Source organism: Mycobacterium sp. NPDC050551, assembly GCF_040674075.1.
Classification (GTDB): domain Bacteria; phylum Actinomycetota; class Actinomycetes; order Mycobacteriales; family Mycobacteriaceae; genus Mycobacterium.
The window spans coordinates 784,764-801,008 of sequence record NZ_JBFARC010000003.1; the positions used below are offsets into that span (position 1 = coordinate 784,764).

Genomic DNA, 16,245 nt, shown 5'->3' on the forward strand with positions numbered 1-16,245 from the left:
GGCCACTGAGCTCGACTCACCGCTGCAGCACCCGCGGATGCTGCACCGCGTACACCGTCTGGGTGCCGCGGACCCCCTTGAACTCCACCTCCTGGGGCGCGCCGAAACCGAAGGCTTCGACCTCACCGATCGACTCCTGAAGCGCGGCGGTCACCAGGATCTGGCCACCGTCGGCGAGGTCGGCGACGCGCGCCGCCACGGCGACGTCGAGGCCGAACAGGTCGTCGCCGCGCCGCACCGATGTGCCGACGTGCGCGCCCATCCGCACCCGGATGCCGTCCCACCGCCCGCCGCCGCGCATCAGGGCGTCCTGGACGGCGATGCAGCACCGCACCGCGTCGACCGGCTCGGGGAAGGCGATCATGAACCCGTCGCCCTGGTTCTTCACCACATAGCCGCCGTGGTCGGTGACGAGCCCCGCGATCAGCCTGTTGTGCCGTTCCAGCAGCTGCACCCAGGCGCGGTCGCCCATCGCCTCGTTGCGCCGGGTGGACCCCTCGATGTCGGAGAACACCAGGACCACCGTCCCCGCGGCGGTGATCTTCGCGAGGTCGGGACGTTCGACGCGGGCCCAGCCGGCGAGGTCCTCGATCGAGCTGCGCACCTGCCCGCCGATGCCCTTGCGGAGGATCGCGTCGGCGGTCTGCACGGTGTTCGTCACCGCCCTGACCGCCAGGGGCGCGACGCCTACCGGCTTGCGCCGGCGTGGTTCGTGTCGTCTCCCCGCGGTCGGCGTTCGAGGGCCCTGCGGGCCGCCGCCAGGCTCCGCCGCGACACCAGCAGCACGATCCCGAGCGCGATCAGGCCGGCGGTCTCGAGCGCGATGACGATCAGCAGCGCAACGGTCACCCGACGATTATCGGCGGGCGAGGCGCGCCATCCGCCCGCACCGCGCACAGGGAGATTGGCGCGAAGTGTTTCGAACCACTAATTTCCCTTGGGTGATGTCCTCAGCTGTTGGCGCGGTCGCGCGGTGGTTCACCCCCTTCCTGGCAGTGGCGGCCGTCGCCGGGATGGCTCTGGTCGCCGACCCGGCGCCGGTGGGACCCGCCCCGGCCGTGCGCCTGGTCAGTGATGCGAACCCGCTGGCCGGAAAGGCCTTCTACGTCAACCCGGCGTCGAAGGCGAGGCGCGCCGCCGACGGCGTCGATCCGCCGAACCCTCAGCTCAACGCCATCGCCGACACCCCGACGGCGTACTGGATGGACCACCTGTCGACCCCTTCGGTCGACGCGAAGTACATCGCGACCGCCCAGGCGGCGGGCACCGTGCCGATCCTGGCGCTGTACGGCATCCCGAATCGCGACTGCGGGAGCTTCGCCGCGGGCGGCTTCGGCTCCGCCGATTCGTACCGCGGGTGGATCGACGGCGTCGCCGCCGCCGTGGGCTCCGGACCGGCCGCGGTGATCCTCGAACCCGACGCACTCGCCATGGCCGACTGCCTGTCGCCCGACCAGCAGCAGGAGCGCTACGACCTGATCCGCTACGCCGTCGACACCCTCACCCGCAATCCCGCCACGGCGGTGTACGTCGACGCGGGTCATCCGCGCTGGGTGGCGGCCGACGTCATGGCGGGCAGGCTGAACGACGTCGGGGTGGCCAAGGCGCGCGGGTTCAGCCTCAACACCGCGAACTTCTTCACCACCGAGGAGAACCTCGGGTACGGCGGGGCGATCTCGGGGATGACCGGCGGCAAGCCCTTCGTCATCGACACCTCACGCAACGGCGCCGGTCCGGTGGAGGGCGACGATCTGTACTGGTGCAACCCGAGCGGACGCGCGCTGGGCGCCGCGCCCACCACCGCCACCGGCAACCCGCAGGTCGATGCCTTCCTGTGGGTCAAACGACCCGGTGAGTCCGACGGCTCGTGCCGCGGCGCACCGAGCGCGGGAACCTTCGTCAACCAGTTCGCGATCGACCTGGCCGGCAACGCGGGCCGGTAGCCTCAGGCGAACACTGCGGCCGTCGCCCGGGACCTCTGCTTCGCGGTGATCGTCAGCACCGCCACCAGTCCCGCCGCGGCCGCGACGTAGAACCAGCCCAGCGGCGCCTGCGACCGCTCGGGCAGCCACGCCATCAACGCCGTCGCCAGCGCGATCGACCCGTAGCAGAACGTGCTGATCAATCCGGTGATCAGGCCGATGTTGCGGGAGAACACCCCCATCGCCAGACCCTTGGTCAGCGGGTCCAGCACGCCGATGCTGAGCAGCGCGACCGCTGCGCCGCCGGTGATCGCCAACGCGGACAACCCGACGCACTGCGCGGAGGCGAGCATGATCGCCCCGGCCAGCGCGAGCACCGCCGACGCGGCGATGGTCAGCCGTCGCGTCGTCGTCCGCCGGGCCAGCGCGCTGCAGGTCGCCGCACCCGTGAAGTTGGCGGCGCCGACGCCGAGTGCGACGAAACCGTAAGCGGCTGAGGAGAATCCGAGACCGTCCTGGTACAGGAAGGGGCCGACGACTGCGAACACCGTCTGTGCCGCCGCGACGACACCGAACATCATGGCGAATGCGACGAAGCCGCGGTGCCGCAGTGCCTCGCCCAGCACACCTGCCGCGACGCGCAGGTCCACCGGCGACCGGCGGTCCCGCTGCAGCGTTTCCGGCAGTACCACCGTCACCAGCAGCGCGACCGCCGCCGTCAGCGCGGCCAGCACCACGAAGACCAACCGCCACGACCCGAACTGCGATATGAAGCCGCCGATGGCCGGCGCCACCACGGGAGCCGAACCCCACGCCGCGCCGAGCAGGCCGAGAACCGACACCAGTTTGGCGCCGCGGAAGCAGTCCGCCGCCACCGTGGCGGCCAGCAGCAGGCAGGTGCCCCCGCCGAAACCCTGTAGCAGGCGCAGTCCGATCATCACCGGCAGATCGTTCGCCAGCGCGCACCCGATGCTCGTCACCGTCATCAGCCCGATCCCGGCCAGCAGCACGCGCTTACGGCCGATCGCATCGGCGAGCAGTCCCGCGGGAAGCACCACCAGTGCCATTCCCAGCACGTAGGCGGTGACGGTGTTCTGCACCATCGTGTTCGACGCCGCGAAGTGCTCGGCGATCCTCGGCAGAGCGGGGGTGTAGATGTCGAAGGCGACCTGTTCGAGCGGGCTGACCATTAGCAGCACCGCGATGATGCGCCGTGCGGCGGAAGCGGTCGGCTCCCGCCGGGCCTGGGCTGTCACCTGCGGCATCGGGCGCTCCGTTCTCGGTCACACCGGTGATGGTGTCGACCTCAAATTACGAAGCTCGAGCGACGATGTCGTGGTTGTGTGCACTACCTCCGCAACCCGCGAATAACCCCTTGTGCGCATTGTGCTCGGAGGTGTCAGGGGCCGCCCTTCCAGTGCTCGATGCGGTTGTGGTCGGGCGTGAAGCCGTGTTTGACGCCCCACAGCACGGCCTGGGTGCGACTGGCGACGCCGAGCTTGCGGTAGATCGTGCGGATGTAGGACTTGATGGTGTTCGGGCTGAGGTAGGTCAGGGCCGCGACGTCGGCGTTGCTCTTGCCCTGGGTGATGAGCGCGAGGATCTCGGCCTCGCGGTCGCTGAGCCCCTCGCCGCGGCCCGGCCAGTCGAGCCCGGGAGCACTTCGGACCCGCGGTGGGGGATCACTGATGATCGTCTCACCGGCGTGCACCGCCTCGATGGCGGCGACGAGCTCCCGTGCGGGCAGCGTCTTCGAGAGATATCCGTGAGCACCGTGTTCGCGGGCGCTCGCAATGAGATCGGGATGAAAGTTCCAGGTGTACACCACGACCCGGCGCGCACGCGGATTCGCCACCAGGTGGCCGATCTCCTCGTGGTCGGACTCTGGCTGGGCGAAGGAGTCGTAGAGCACGATGTCGACCGCGTCCTCCAGGCCCATGTTCGCATCGATCTCGGCGACGACGACCCGGTCGCGGTAGCGATCGAACATGTTGGCCACGCCCATCAGCACGACGTCGTAGTCGTCGACCAGGGCGACGGTGATCGGTGCCTTCGGCGGCGATGCCATGACGTCAGATTACCTACCTAGGGGTGTATCTGCATCACCCTTAGGGGTGTTCGACTGATGTCAGTGTCAGGCAGCCGCCCGACCGCCCGATCCCAGCGCACACCGCGCTGAAACAGAAAGGCTGACAGCCATGATCGGTCTCATCATCACCGTCCTCGTGATCGGACTCATCGCCGGCGCCCTCGCGCGCCTGCTCGTGCCGGGCAAGCAGAACCTGTCGATCCCGATGACCGTCCTGCTCGGCGTCGTCGGGTCATTCGTCGGAGGCTTCCTCGGATACCTGCTCTTCCACAAGGACGGTGCAGACGGATTCCTGCAGCCGGCCGGTCTCATCGGCTCGATCATCGGCGCCGTCATCGTTCTGGTGATCTGGCTCCGCGTCGGCGGACGCAGGTCCGTCAGCCACCGCTAGGCACGCCGCCGGCGAAGAGGCCGGCTCCGGTCCGACCGGGGCCGGCCTCTGCCGCTCCGCATCTCACCCATCAGCGTGTCGAAAGGGGAATCATGAACCGCCAGCACGCTGTACGCGCCGGATTCGGCATCACCCGGGAGTGGATCGACAGCCTCGTGGTGATCTCGGTCTCGGGAGACCTTGACATGCTCACCGCGCCCGAGCTGAGCGAGGCGATCGAGGCGGCGTTGCGCGAAGTGCCCGCGGCCCTGATCGTGGACCTGTCGGAAGTGCACTTTCTGGCGGCCGCCGGAATGAATCTGCTCCTGGTCACACAATGCGACATGCCACCGTCGGTGCCTTTCGCGGTGGTCGCCGACGGTCCCGCCACCCGCCGGCCGCTTGCGCTCACCGCCGTGGACGCCATCGTCTCCGTCCACCGGACACTCGACGAGGCGTTGAACCACCTCGGCTAGCGGTCGCCGCTCAGCGGTATCCGCGTTTGAGCAGGTGTCGCGCCCCGGCCGTCATGGCGTCGGGCGGTGCGATCGCGAAGTCGAAGGCATTGGCCAGCCGGGCGGTGATGTCGAACGCCAGACACACGGCCAGCGCATCCTCGATCTGCGCGGCGGAAACCCCTGCCGCCAACACATCTCGAATGTCATCGGCGTCGACGGTGTGTTCGCGAGCGAGCTTGTGGAGCATCCGCAGCGTCGCCCGCAGCGGCTCCTCGATCGGCGCCGTGTCCAGATCCGTGAGTGCTGCGCTGACCTTTGCCGGATCGCCGAACCACATTTCCGACGTGGCGGAGTGTGCGGCGACGCAGAACGGCGATTCATCGGCCTGTGCGACGACCGCGGCCATCAACTCGCGATCGCCGACCGACCAGGACGACGTCCCACGCATCGCCTCATGGGTCAGATCCCCTGCCCCGTAGAAATCCTTTCGGTACAGCGCCAGCTTGACGGCGTCGACCACCGGGTGACGCGACACCAGCCGGATCACGGCCAGCAGGGCTCTCGTGCCGAAGGGGTGTCCGCGGTCCAGGATCTCGAGTCTCATCGCCGGCCCGACCCTTGTCCGGTGGCATCGGCGAGCGCGGCACGAGCAGTGGTGTACTGGCGGTCCGCCTGGCCGATCGCCGCGCACACCACGATCTCGAAGATCTGGTCCTCGCTCAGACCCGCGGCACGGACGGCGGAGACGTCCTCATCAGTCACCGAACGAGCGTCGAGAGCCACCTTGTCGACCAACGACCGCATCGGTTCGTCCAGACCGGTGTTGTCGAATGCGGCCCGGCGGAGTTCGGGCGTCGTCGTCGCGTCGCTGCCGAGCACGCGGGCGATGAGCTCGCGATGCAGGCGGCTGATGTCGGTCACGGTCCTCGAGTGCCCTCTCGGTACTTGCGCTCACGGGTTCTCCGATCTTCGCGCGAACAGCGCCGCGATGGAACCCAGCACGGCCATCACGACGAACGTGGTCGCGGCTCCGAAGGTCTCGATCAGCGCTCCCGCGGCGGGAGCGCCGAGCGCCTGGCCGAACGCGATCATGAAGAACGCCAGGCCGACGCCGAAGGACGTCGAGTCGGGATAGACGCGGGTGCTCCAGACGAGGACGAGTCCGGTGAGGCCGATATAGGCCGCCCCGAAGACCGCGACCCCGACCATGACCGCGACGACGTTCGACGGGGCGAGCGCGAGGACCACCGTCGCCGCCGACATCGCCAGCGTGGTGATCACCCATGCCCGCCGGAGGCCGATGCGCTGAGTGAGCTCGCCGCCGAGCGCTCCGACGATGCCTGCGGCGCCCAGGACCGTCCACGCGATCGATGCGACGGCGACACTCGCCGATCCGGTCGTGCTGATCAGGTCCCGACCGAAACTCCACACCGCGATGCTGCCGAGCCCGGTGAGCAACGACGCCGCGACAAGGCCGAAGGACCCGCCGCGCCATCGGGGGCCGGTCCGTCCGGCGGTCGAGTCCGCCGTGCCGCGGACGGTGACGGCCACCCACACCGTGACGGCGGCGGCGATGACGGCGTATGTGCCCCACGCGAGCCGCCAGTGGTCGAACAGCGCGAAGGCGATGGGCCCGGAGACAACGACGCCGACACCGGTTCCGGCGTTGACGATGGTCTGCGCGCGGTCACCGGCATCGCCGCTGATGCGTTGTGACACCGCGGCGGCCAGTGGAGGAGAGGCGATACCTGTGCTGGTCCCGGCGATGAGGACGCCGGCGGCCAACACCCACGCCGACGGCGCGAGCGCGACCAACGACATCCCCGCCGTGGCGACGACCCCGGCGCCGACCGCCACCACCCGCGGTCCGGCACGGTTGGTGACAGCGGCGCTCGCGGCGATCGCCGCGCAGTAGCCGACGTAGCTTCCCGCCGCGATCACGCCGACCGCCGTCGACGTCAGACCGAACTCTTCGGTGAGCACCGGCGTGAACAAGCCGTATCCGAAGCGCGCGAGCCCGTAGCAGCACGCGATGAGCGCGGCGCCCGACGCGACGAGCGGGTAGCACGATCGGTTCACGGTTCGGGGTGGCCTCTTTCGTGTCCGGTTCGAACAGGTGCGACGGCGGTGCGCGAATCGTACGGCCGCGAGGCGGCGTCCCGGACTTCGCGCTGTCGTGATTACGCTCCTGAACGAGCAGGGCGACACCTCCGGGAGGGGAAGACGTGAGCACTGACGGCAATGGCGGGTCGGCGGCGACACCGGTGTCGAATGTCTCGGACACCGCACGGTGGGTGGCCGTGTATCGCGCCGTCGAGTCGGCGCGCCCGGATGCGGTGTTCGACGACCCCCATGCCGATCGGCTCGCCGGTGAGCGGGGACGCCAGATCGTCGCCTCAGTACCGCGGATGATGCGTACGGGCTGGTGGATGGTCGCGCGCACGAAGACGATCGACGACCTCGTCTTCGACGCCATCCGGGCGGGTTGCGACCGGGTACTCAACCTTGCCGCCGGGCTGGACACCCGGCCGTACCGGTTGGATCTGCCCGCCGAGTTCCGCTGGATCGAGGCGGATCTGCCGGGTCTGGTCGCCGAGAAGGAGCAACTCCTCGCCGGTGAGACGCCGCGGTGCCATCTGACGAGGTATCCGGTGGACCTCTCCGACCCCGAGGCCCGGGACCGGTTCCTGATCGAGGCGCTGGCGGGTGCGACGAAGGCACTGGTGCTCACCGAGGGCCTGCTCATGTACCTGGAACCGGCCGATGTCGACGACCTGTCCCGAGCCTTGACCCGCCCCGAGGTCGCGTGGTGGATGCTCGATCTGGCAGGCCCGGGGCTGAAGAAGGCGATGAACGAGAGGAGCGGCGGTCTGCTGCGGAACGCGCCGTTCAAGTTCGCGCCGCCCGAAGGCGTCGGCTACTTCGAGGCCCGTGGTTGGCGGGTGGGCGAAGTCGAGTCGGTGTTCGTCGTCGCGCACCGGCTGCGCAGGCTGCCGTGGTTCCTGAGGTTGACGGCCCGCCTGCCTCAACCCGACGCTCACCGGCCGCCGCGCAACAGGCCGTGGAGCGCGGTGGTTCGTCTCACCCGTTGACGCGAAGCACGGCGGCCGCGCCGCCGCCGCGATCCGGGACGAAACATGCCGGAAACATCGCCGTCGCTTGAATGAAACGCGCGGCCGACATTCTCGTCCGGAACCGTCGAAGGAGCCGGACAGTGGACCAGATCGACCCCGCCGCAACCGCCTGGCTGTTGGCCAGCACCGCCCTCGTGCTGCTCATGACGCCGGGGCTGGCGATCTTCTACGGCGGCATGGTTCGCACCACCGGTGTGCTCAACATGATCATGATGAGCTTCATCGCCATCCCGCTGGTCACGGTGTCGTGGCTGCTGTTCGGCTACACACTGGCGTTCACCGGTGACGGCCCCGGCGGTCTGATCGGCGGTCTGTCGCACATCGGCCTGAGCGGCATCGGTCCGGACACCCTGCACGGGCAGGTCCCCGAATTGTTGTTCGTCACCTTCCAACTGAGCTTCGCGGTGATCACCGCGGCCCTGGTCAGCGGCGCGATCGCCGACCGGGCGAAATTCGCCGCCTGGGTGGTGTTCGTGCCGGTCTGGGCGGTGGTGGTGTATGCCGTTGTGGCGCACTGGGTGTGGTCGCCGAACGGCTGGTTGTTCGAGCTCGGCGTGCTGGACTACGCGGGCGGGCTCGTCGTCGAGATCGTCTCGGGAGCTTCCGCGCTCGCGCTGGCACTGGTGCTGGGGCCGCGGATCGGGTTCAAAAAGGACGCGATGCGCCCGCACAACCTGCCGTTCGTGCTGCTCGGCGTCGGTCTGCTGTGGTTCGGGTGGTTCGGATTCAATGCCGGCTCGGCGCTGGCCGCGAACGGAACGGCCGCGGCGGTCTTCTTGAACACCCTGGTCGCCGGGTGCCTGGGCATGCTGGGCTGGCTGACGGTGGAACAGGTGCGCGACGGCAGGCCGACCACGTTCGGAGCAGCCTCCGGCGTGGTCGCCGGTCTGGTCGCGATCACTCCGTCGTGCGGCACGGTCAACACGGTCGGTGCGGCGGTGGTCGGACTGGTCGCGGGCATCGTGTGCTCGTTCGCGATCGGCCTCAAATTCCGCCTGGGCTACGACGACTCACTCGACGTCGTGGGCGTGCACTTCGTCGGCGGCGTGGTCGGTGTGCTGCTGATCGGTCTCCTCGCGACCGACGTGATGACCGGCGGTCCGCGCGGCCTGTTCTACGGGGGTGGGCTGTCGCAGCTCGGGAAGCAGGCAATGGCCGCCGTGGTGGTCGCGGCGTATGCGTTCATCGCGTCCTACGTGCTGGCCAAGCTGATCGACCGCCTGATGGGCTTCCGCATCAGTGCCGAGGACGAAACGTCCGGCGTCGACCTGTCCCAGCATGCCGAAACTGCTTATGCCGAAGGCGTTCACGGTCACGCCGCACCGCGACGGCCTGGGCAGTTCGGCGCGCCGGGCACGCTGGCACAGCGACCCGAGACGTCTCACGAGAACGCGGCGGAGCCGCCCCCGGGGACGCGCGGCGACGACTGAGCGGCAGCGGACCGCCCAGCCGGTCCGACTTGTCGGACCCTTCTGCGATGATGGGGTCATGTCCTCGAGCGCAACGTCTTTCGCTCCTTCGGTGAGGCCGAAGGACCGGCTGGCGGAGCTGTTCGACGAGATCGCCGAGTTGTGCGGTCAACGCAACGCGATCGACGGGCGGTTGGTGGAGATCGTCGCCGAGATCGACCGCGACGGGCTGTGGGGCATGACCGGCGCGCGGTCGGTGGCGGCGATGGTGGCGTGGAAGACCGGGTCGTCACCGAGGAACGCTGAAATCGTCACCGCCGTCGCGCAGCGGTGGGAGGAATTGCCGCGCTGCACCCAACTCCTCCGCGAGGGTCGGGTGTCACTGGATCAGGTCGGGGTGATCGCCGAGAAGGCCGGGCCGGGCTCGGATGCGCACTACGCCCAGCTGGTCACCGCCGCGACGGTGAACCAGTTGCGCACCGCGATCAAGCTCGAACCCCCACCCCAACCGCAACCGAAACCCGACCCCAAGCCTGAACCCGCACCGTCGTTCAGCAAGACCACCGACGACAAGGGCACCTGCTACCGGATCTGGCTGCCGCATCTGGAGGCGGCCAAATTCGACGCCGCCGTACAGTCACATCTCGACGGGATGGTCGCGGACTGGAAACGCGACCACGCCGACGGCGACGGCGACCCCGCTGGCGCGTCGGAGCAGGTTCCGCCGATGCCCACGACGGTCGATGCGTTCCTGAGTCTCGTGGATGCCGGCTGGGACACCGAGGTGGCGCGTCGCCCGCACGGACACCGCACCACCGTGATCGCCCACGTGGACGTCAAGGAACAGGTGGCTTCTTTGCATCTGGGTCCGGTGTTGACCGACGCCGAGCGGCGCTTCCTGTTGTGCGACGCCACGTTCGAGGTGTGGTTGGAACGCCACGGGCAACCCATCGGCTCCGGGCGCGACACCCGCCAGATCAGCCGCCGACTACGCCGGGCGCTCGAGCACCGGGACCGCTGCTGCGTGGTCCCCGGATGCGGCGCCACTAGGGGTCTGCACGCCCACCACATCCGGCACTGGGAGGACGGCGGCGCCACCGAACTCGACAACCTCGTGCTGGTGTGCCCGTATCACCACCGGATGCACCATCGCGGCGGTATCACCATCACCGGACCCGCGCAGCACCTTATCGTGACCGATTGCGATGGGCGACAGCTGAGTTCGGCGTCACTGGCCCGCCCACCGACGAAACCGCCACCCGATGTACCACCCTGTCCCGGGCCCACCGGCGAACGGGCGGACTGGTGGTGGTACTCACCATTCGAACCACAGCCACCACCGTCGATCAACTAGGTCGAAGCGCGGCCTACAGTCCCGGAGTGGCGAACACGAACAGCGCCATGAACGCGACGTTGATGAAGAACGCGGCCTCCACAAGACCGACGGTGATCAGAAACGGCGTGAACATCCGTGACTGCGCTTCGGGTTGACGCGCGACTCCCGCGACGAGTTGCGCACCTGCCATGCCGTCGCCGATGCCCGCTCCGATGGCGCCGCCGGCCATCATGATCCCGCCTCCGGCGAGTGCTCCCGCGGTGATGATCGCTCGGACGAGTTCCGGGTCTGCGGCCATGTGTTCTCCTGGTGGGTGGACGGGTCGAGCAGAGTTTCGACAACGGCGACCGCACGGGCTGCACCGTCCTCGCCGGCGATGCGATCGGCGAGTCGTGCCGTGGAGAGGTGCAATTCGCGGCTGTCGACCGCGACGCGGATCGCCTCGGCGAGGTTGTCCGCGGTGAGCGTGCGTTGCGGGATGGTCGCGGCGCAGGCGCCGAGGTCGGCCAGCCGTCGCGCCCAGAACGGCTGATCGCCGACGGGTCCTGGCACGGCGATCGTCGGAACGCCTGCGCGTAGTGCCGCTGCGGTGGTCCCGGCGCCGCAATGCTGGACGACGGCACTCATCTGCGGGAAGAGCCATTCGTGGGGTGCTTCACCGATTGTCAGGACGTCGTCGTCGTGAACCGCGAGACCCGCCCAGCCGGACTGGACGACTCCGCGCACACCTGCCTGCCGCAGTGCGCGCGTGATGATCTCGGCCAGCTCTCCGGCGCGAGATGCGGTGACCACCGTGCTGCCCAGGCCGACGAACATCGGGGCCGGGCCGGCGGACAGGAAGTCGGTCAGCACCGGCGGCGGCTGCCAGTCCGGATCGGGCGGCGGCCACCAGTACCCCACCACATCCAGGCCAGGCCGCCAGTCAGCTGGCCGCGGCAGAACGGTGGGCGAATAGCCGTGCAGGACGGGCCATCGCGTGTCGGTGCGGTGGCGCCGAAGTGCGCGCGCGCCGACTTCACGGAGCCCGAGGTCGCGGCGGAATCCGGCGACGACTTTGCCGTAGAGGCGGTCGACCAGCCATGCGCCTGCGTCGGCGGCGAAGCGGTTGCCTCTGTCGCCGGCCGACCAGGCGCCGAGCACGGAGGGCGGGTACGCCGCGGTGGCCGACAGCGGCTGCAGGCGCACTCCCAGTGACGGGATTCCCTTCGCCTCGGCGAGGGGATGACCGGCCAGCTCGGCGAGCGGCGCGAGCAGCAGGATGTCGGCCGGGACATCGCCCAGGGCATCAAGGACGAGCCGGCCCGCGTCCCGAACCCCACGCGGTCCGAAGATGGCGGCGAAGGTCTCCCGCGAGGTGGCGGCGGCGTGGTCGGCGCCTGGGGTGAAGTCGGCGGGCAGTTCGCGGAACTCCAGCCCGCAGCCGGTGACCAAGCCGGCGAACGGGGTGTACGCGGCCATCACCACCCGGTGACCGGCTTCGCGCAGGCGCACCCCGATGCCGGTGAGCGGCGCGACGTCTCCCCGGCTGCCGACGGCGGCGATCGCGACAGTGCTCACCGCGCGCCACCGACGGCGCGACCGAAGATCTCGACCAGGTCTTCGCCGTACCCACGCGCGTCGTATCCGGGATCGCGCAGGATCTGGTCGACGACGGCGGTGACGGCGCCGCGCACGGCGATCGCCAACGACTCGGCGGGGAATTCGCCGAACTCGCCGGTCCGCTGACCCGCCTGCAGGATCGCCAGCGGGTCCAGCCGAGCCAACTGCTCGGAGAGTTCGTCGTCGAGCCCCAGCTCCGCGAAGCGCCGCCCGTCGCCGGGCTGGAAACTCGTCGCGGTGGAGGTCAGCGCGACGAGCGCCACCCGGTGGGTCCCGAAATACCGGATGGTGGACCGGATGTAGGCGTTGAGCTTGCCCGCAGCCGTTGGCTCGGCGTCCACCGCCGGAACGACCAGCGCGAGCATCGTGCGGTACATGTGCTCGACGATGGCGTCGACGAGATTGTCCTTGCTCCCGAAGTGGTAGAGCACCGCGCTCATCGCGATCCCCACTCGATCGGCGATCTTGCGAATCGACGCCTGCGGATAGCCGACCTCGGCGATCACCTCGATCGCGCAGCCGACGATCTGTGCTCTACGCGCCGTCCTGGTGAAGGACTCCGGTCGGGCGGAAGTGGATCGCATGTCCAGACCGTAGATCGGCCGGCCCGGTATTAGAAGGGGCGATCTGATATCAGATCAAGCGATCTAATGTTCTTTCGTCGACGCCGCTCGTGACTCACCGGGCGGTCCGCCGGGCGCGGGGAGCGCGCGCGGCCGTAGCCTGACCTGGTGATTCCGGCGCCGCGGTTCCGCAGCGAGCGGCAGGGCGTTCGGTGGCGCGAGCGCAGCAGACTTGTTCGCGCGGTTCGTCTTTGGCGCACCCGGAACCCGCAGACCTTTCGGGAGAAGGTGCGGTACAAGATGCTCCGCGACCACCGCGCACTCGTGGTGACCTTCGCGGACAAGGCGGCGGTACGCGATCACGTCGCGTCGATCGTCGGGGAACGGTACCTCCCGCGGGTGTACGCGATCGTCGACGACCCGACGGCGTTGTGGGACGTCGATCTGCCCGACACGTACGTGGTCAAGCCGACGCACGGCAGCGGCGCGGCGATCGTCGTCTCCGGCAGCGCTCCGGCCGAGGCGCGACTGCCGTCCGAACCGGGGAGTTGGGTGTACTGCCACGTTCGGCCGGAGGTTGCGCCGCGGGAGCACGTCGTCCTGATCGCGCAGGGCTGGGTGTCCCAGCTCTACGGCCAGGGCCCGAACCGCGAGTGGGTGTACGGGCAAATCGTGCGGCGGATCATCGTCGAGGAGATGCTCGCGGGTGCCGACGGTGCGATCCCCGATGACTACAAGTTCTTCGTCTTCCACGGCCGCTGCGCGTTCGTTCAGGTCGATGTCGGACGGTTCGGCTCGCGGACGATGGACTTCTTCCGACCTGACTGGCAGCACCTACCCTTGCGCGGCGGACCGCCGTGGGCACATCCCGAGCCCGCTGCGCCAGGCTGCCTGGCCCAGATGATCGAACTGTCCGAAAGGCTAGGCGCCGGAACCGATTTCGTCCGTGTCGATCTGTACGAGGTCGACGGGCGCATCGTCTTCGGTGAGCTCACCAGCTTCCCGGCAGGCGGTGACAGTCCGTTCGATCCGAAATCGTTCGACCTGGAATTCGGCCGCCCGTGGACTGTGCCCCGCCGCTACCGGTAGGCCAGACTGTTGCGATGGGCATGTTCAATTCCTCTGACAGTGGCGACGAACTGCGGGATCGCGTCGCGCAACTGGAGCATCGCGTCGCGTTGCTCGAGCGGGCGGTGCGCGGCTACGGCATCCCGATCCCCGTCGCGTATGAGGGCGCGCCGACGGAGGCGCAGGTGAGCCCGGCGGTGCGACAACTCGCGTTCGACGGCAGGAAGCTCGAAGCGATCAAAGCCCTCGTGGAGGAGACCGGCATGGGACTCAAGGACGCCAAGGACATCGTCGACCGGCTGTGAGTCGACCCCTGGGCCAGACCGTGCCTAGGACTGCGCTCCCAGCGCCCGCACGAGCATGTCGGTGAGCTTGTCGAGGTAGCCCGGCTCGGCGTCGGCATCGCGGACGGTCAGCCGCCAGTACACGGGCGCGCCGATCAGATCCAGGGCGATGTCCAGATCGGTGTCTGGCGCCAACTCTCCCCGGCGCATCGCTCGCTGCAGGATGACGGTGCCGCGGTCCCGGCGTGGCCGGCCGATCATGTTCTCCACCAGGTCGCTCAGTTCCGGATTGCGTGCCATCTCCGCGACGAGGTCGGGCAGGATCCGGGAGAAGCGGGGGTGTGACAGCCAGCGTGCCACGGCGTCGAGCGACTCCCTGAGGTCGCCGCGCAGCGAACCGGTGTCGGGCGCCGGAGCCTGATCGACGCTGAACTCGGCCAGCACCGCCAGCGCCATCTGCTGTTTGGACGGCCAGCGCCGGTACAGCGCGCTCTTGCCCACGCCCGCCCGTTTCGCGACCGCTTCCATCGACAACCGCGCGTATCCGAGGTCGGCCATCTCGTCGAGGACTGCCTCGGTGATCGAGGCGGTGACCGCCGGCTGGAGGATCGCGGCACCGGTGGGCGGGCGACGGGACATGGAGTGGACGATACCGCCCCGTCCCGCGTATCGTTTACGACGGAACGGTACCGTATCGTCCAGACCGAGGAGGCCGGATATGCAACCCGTCGAACTCGTCGACCGCGCGCTCGATCTGCTGGTGAGGCAGGACATGGCCGGATTCTCCGACCTCTGGGCCGACGACGGCGCGATCGAATTCCCCTTCGCCGCGCCGGGGTATCCCGAACGCGTGGTCGGCCGCGAAGCCGTCGCGGAGTACATGCGCGGGTACCCCGAGCTGCTCCGGATCGAGGGGTTCCCGCACAAGGTCGTCCACCAGACCGTCGATCCGGCGGTGGTGATCGTGGAGTTCGAAGCGGCGGGCACCGTCGTCGCCTCCGGGGCGCCGTACCGGATGCGGTACATCGCCGTGATCACGGTGCGTGACGGCCGGATCCAGAACTACCGCGACTACTGGAGCCCGCTGGCCGCGGCCGAGGCCATGGGCGGGACGGAGCAGTTGGAGTCCTTCGGGGGCGTTGCGCGATGAACGACGTCCTGGTGCTCGGGGCGACCGGGACGACCGGGCGCCGTGTCGCGGCCGTCCTGACCGATCGCGGCGTCCCCGTCCGGTCCGCGACGCGGAATCCGACGTCGCCGGGTCATGTCCGATTCGACTGGGGGGACCGCGCCACCCACGCGCCGGCGCTCGAGGGAATCGCCGCGGTGTACCTCGTCGCGCCGCCGGGAGAGCCCGATCCGGCCCCCTTGGTCGAGCCGTTCCTGGAGGAAGCACTGCGGCGGGGCGTGCGCCGCGTCGTGCAACTCAGTTCGTCAGCACTCTCCGAAGGAGACCCCGGCCTCGGAGTGGTGCACCGGCTCGTCCGAACGGCGATGCCCGAGTGGGCCGTCCTTCGCCCCTCGTGGTTCATGCAGAACTTCACCGGCGACCACCTCGTCGCGCAGGGAGTGCGTGACGGCGAGATCGTCACCGCCACGGGCGACGGCCGGGTGGCGTTCATCGACGCGGACGACATCGCGGCCGTCGCCGCACACGCACTCACCGACCCGGTGGCGCACAACACCGACCACATCCTCACCGGCCCGCGGGCGCTGGGCTACGACGAGGCCGCGGCGATCGTCGCCCGACACCTCGGCCGCCCGGTCCGGCATCGGTCGGTGCCGGCGGACGAACTCGCCGAGCGCATCGCGGCGGACGGGATACCACGGGAGTTCGCCCGGATACTCTCCGCGCTCGACGTCGACATCGCCGGCGGCGCCGAAGACCGCGTCACCCGCACGGTCGAAGACGTCACGGGCCGCCCCGCGCGGACATTCGAGGAATTCTGCGCCCGAAATCTTCCGATGTGCGCGACCGATGCAACCGAGGTCCGACGGTCCGTAGGGTGAGGG

The 16,245-nt window shown here is 69.3% G+C and carries 21 protein-coding genes; 10 read left to right on the top strand and 11 right to left on the bottom strand.

All coding sequences use genetic code 11. From position 1 onward, the window contains the following. Nucleotides 1–16 precede the first annotated feature (16 nt). Together AB0K11_RS16180 and AB0K11_RS16185 are read right to left on the bottom strand one after the other, a co-directional pair. Nucleotides 17–661: an adenylate/guanylate cyclase domain-containing protein gene (locus AB0K11_RS16180; RefSeq protein ID WP_364978286.1), complete on the bottom strand. Its 645-nt coding sequence runs from the start codon at nucleotides 659–661 to the stop codon at nucleotides 17–19. Nucleotides 662–687: 26 nt separating this feature from the next. Further along, nucleotides 688–849 (bottom strand): hypothetical protein, encoded by a 162-nt coding sequence (locus tag AB0K11_RS16185; RefSeq protein WP_364978289.1) that lies wholly within the window; start codon nucleotides 847–849, stop codon nucleotides 688–690. Nucleotides 850–944: 95 nt separating this feature from the next. Between AB0K11_RS16185 and AB0K11_RS16190 the strand changes: the two genes are divergently transcribed. Next, a complete protein-coding gene (locus tag AB0K11_RS16190; RefSeq protein ID WP_364978292.1) occupies nucleotides 945–1,943 on the top strand; it encodes a glycoside hydrolase family 6 protein in 999 nt (332 codons plus the stop codon). A gap of 2 nt (nucleotides 1,944–1,945) precedes the next feature. Here AB0K11_RS16190 and AB0K11_RS16195 read toward each other — a convergent pair whose 3' ends face one another. Together AB0K11_RS16195 and AB0K11_RS16200 are read right to left on the bottom strand one after the other, a co-directional pair. Continuing rightward, entirely contained in the window at nucleotides 1,946–3,187 is a 1,242-nt protein-coding gene (locus tag AB0K11_RS16195) for an MFS transporter (protein WP_364978295.1), read from the bottom strand. Between the two features lie 134 nt (nucleotides 3,188–3,321). After that, complete coding sequence (locus tag AB0K11_RS16200) at nucleotides 3,322–3,990, bottom strand: response regulator transcription factor (RefSeq protein WP_364978298.1); 669 nt, start codon at nucleotides 3,988–3,990, stop codon at nucleotides 3,322–3,324. 130 nt (nucleotides 3,991–4,120) lie between these two features. Here AB0K11_RS16200 and AB0K11_RS16205 point away from each other — a divergent pair, with 130 nt between their 5' ends. After that, complete coding sequence (locus AB0K11_RS16205; RefSeq protein WP_364978301.1) at nucleotides 4,121–4,402, top strand: GlsB/YeaQ/YmgE family stress response membrane protein; 282 nt, start codon at nucleotides 4,121–4,123, stop codon at nucleotides 4,400–4,402. A gap of 92 nt (nucleotides 4,403–4,494) precedes the next feature. After that, nucleotides 4,495–4,857 carry an STAS domain-containing protein gene (locus AB0K11_RS16210; protein ID WP_364978304.1) on the top strand — a complete coding sequence of 121 codons (363 nt, stop codon included), beginning with the start codon at nucleotides 4,495–4,497 and terminating at the stop codon, nucleotides 4,855–4,857. A gap of 10 nt (nucleotides 4,858–4,867) precedes the next feature. Here the strand turns inward: AB0K11_RS16210 and AB0K11_RS16215 are convergent, their stop codons facing one another. The 3 genes from AB0K11_RS16215 to AB0K11_RS16225 are packed head-to-tail and all read right to left on the bottom strand — an operon-like array spanning nucleotide 4,868 to nucleotide 6,918. Beyond that, nucleotides 4,868–5,443: an alkylhydroperoxidase AhpD family core domain-containing protein gene (locus AB0K11_RS16215; protein WP_364978307.1), complete on the bottom strand. Its 576-nt coding sequence runs from the start codon at nucleotides 5,441–5,443 to the stop codon at nucleotides 4,868–4,870. Then, nucleotides 5,440–5,760 (bottom strand): hypothetical protein, encoded by a 321-nt coding sequence (locus AB0K11_RS16220; RefSeq protein WP_364978310.1) that lies wholly within the window; start codon nucleotides 5,758–5,760, stop codon nucleotides 5,440–5,442. Before AB0K11_RS16220 ends, AB0K11_RS16215 begins: the two co-directional genes overlap by 4 nt. A 30-nt stretch (nucleotides 5,761–5,790) precedes the next feature. Then, complete coding sequence (locus AB0K11_RS16225; protein WP_364978313.1) at nucleotides 5,791–6,918, bottom strand: MFS transporter; 1,128 nt, start codon at nucleotides 6,916–6,918, stop codon at nucleotides 5,791–5,793. 185 nt (nucleotides 6,919–7,103) lie between these two features. Here AB0K11_RS16225 and AB0K11_RS16230 point away from each other — a divergent pair, with 185 nt between their 5' ends. From AB0K11_RS16230 to AB0K11_RS16240, 3 genes are all read left to right on the top strand, one after another. Continuing rightward, on the top strand, nucleotides 7,104–7,931 hold the full coding sequence (locus tag AB0K11_RS16230) for a class I SAM-dependent methyltransferase (RefSeq protein WP_364978521.1): 828 nt from the start codon (nucleotides 7,104–7,106) through the stop codon (nucleotides 7,929–7,931). A 122-nt stretch (nucleotides 7,932–8,053) separates the two neighbouring features. Continuing rightward, on the top strand, nucleotides 8,054–9,403 hold the full coding sequence (locus AB0K11_RS16235) for an ammonium transporter (RefSeq protein WP_364978316.1): 1,350 nt from the start codon (nucleotides 8,054–8,056) through the stop codon (nucleotides 9,401–9,403). A gap of 58 nt (nucleotides 9,404–9,461) precedes the next feature. Next, nucleotides 9,462–10,736 carry an HNH endonuclease signature motif containing protein gene (locus AB0K11_RS16240; RefSeq protein ID WP_364978319.1) on the top strand — a complete coding sequence of 425 codons (1,275 nt, stop codon included), beginning with the start codon at nucleotides 9,462–9,464 and terminating at the stop codon, nucleotides 10,734–10,736. Between the two features lie 13 nt (nucleotides 10,737–10,749). Here AB0K11_RS16240 and AB0K11_RS16245 read toward each other — a convergent pair whose 3' ends face one another. The 3 genes from AB0K11_RS16245 to AB0K11_RS16255 are packed head-to-tail and all read right to left on the bottom strand — an operon-like array spanning nucleotide 10,750 to nucleotide 12,901. After that, entirely contained in the window at nucleotides 10,750–11,016 is a 267-nt protein-coding gene (locus AB0K11_RS16245; protein WP_264012553.1) for a F0F1 ATP synthase subunit C, read from the bottom strand. After that, complete coding sequence (locus tag AB0K11_RS16250; RefSeq protein ID WP_364978323.1) at nucleotides 10,947–12,275, bottom strand: glycosyltransferase; 1,329 nt, start codon at nucleotides 12,273–12,275, stop codon at nucleotides 10,947–10,949. The genes AB0K11_RS16245 and AB0K11_RS16250 overlap by 70 nt, the downstream gene beginning before the upstream one ends. After that, the gene (locus tag AB0K11_RS16255; protein ID WP_364978326.1) at nucleotides 12,272–12,901 is read right to left on the bottom strand and encodes a TetR/AcrR family transcriptional regulator; all 630 of its coding nucleotides are present in this window, start codon (nucleotides 12,899–12,901) and stop codon (nucleotides 12,272–12,274) included. Before AB0K11_RS16255 ends, AB0K11_RS16250 begins: the two co-directional genes overlap by 4 nt. Nucleotides 12,902–13,048: 147 nt before the next feature. Here AB0K11_RS16255 and AB0K11_RS16260 point away from each other — a divergent pair, with 147 nt between their 5' ends. After that, complete coding sequence (locus tag AB0K11_RS16260) at nucleotides 13,049–13,969, top strand: ATP-grasp fold amidoligase family protein (RefSeq protein WP_364978329.1); 921 nt, start codon at nucleotides 13,049–13,051, stop codon at nucleotides 13,967–13,969. Between the two features lie 14 nt (nucleotides 13,970–13,983). Beyond that, nucleotides 13,984–14,253 (top strand): 50S ribosomal protein L12, encoded by a 270-nt coding sequence (locus AB0K11_RS16265; protein WP_364978332.1) that lies wholly within the window; start codon nucleotides 13,984–13,986, stop codon nucleotides 14,251–14,253. A gap of 24 nt (nucleotides 14,254–14,277) precedes the next feature. Here AB0K11_RS16265 and AB0K11_RS16270 read toward each other — a convergent pair whose 3' ends face one another. Next, a complete protein-coding gene (locus tag AB0K11_RS16270) occupies nucleotides 14,278–14,871 on the bottom strand; it encodes a TetR/AcrR family transcriptional regulator (protein ID WP_364978335.1) in 594 nt (197 codons plus the stop codon). Nucleotides 14,872–14,950: 79 nt separating this feature from the next. On the opposite strand from AB0K11_RS16270, the gene AB0K11_RS16275 reads away from it, so the two are divergent. Then, nucleotides 14,951–15,382, top strand: coding sequence for a nuclear transport factor 2 family protein (locus AB0K11_RS16275; RefSeq protein ID WP_364978338.1), 432 nt, complete (start codon nucleotides 14,951–14,953; stop codon nucleotides 15,380–15,382). Beyond that, a complete protein-coding gene (locus AB0K11_RS16280) occupies nucleotides 15,379–16,242 on the top strand; it encodes an NmrA family NAD(P)-binding protein (RefSeq protein ID WP_364978340.1) in 864 nt (287 codons plus the stop codon). Before AB0K11_RS16275 ends, AB0K11_RS16280 begins: the two co-directional genes overlap by 4 nt. Nucleotides 16,243–16,245 lie beyond the last annotated feature (3 nt).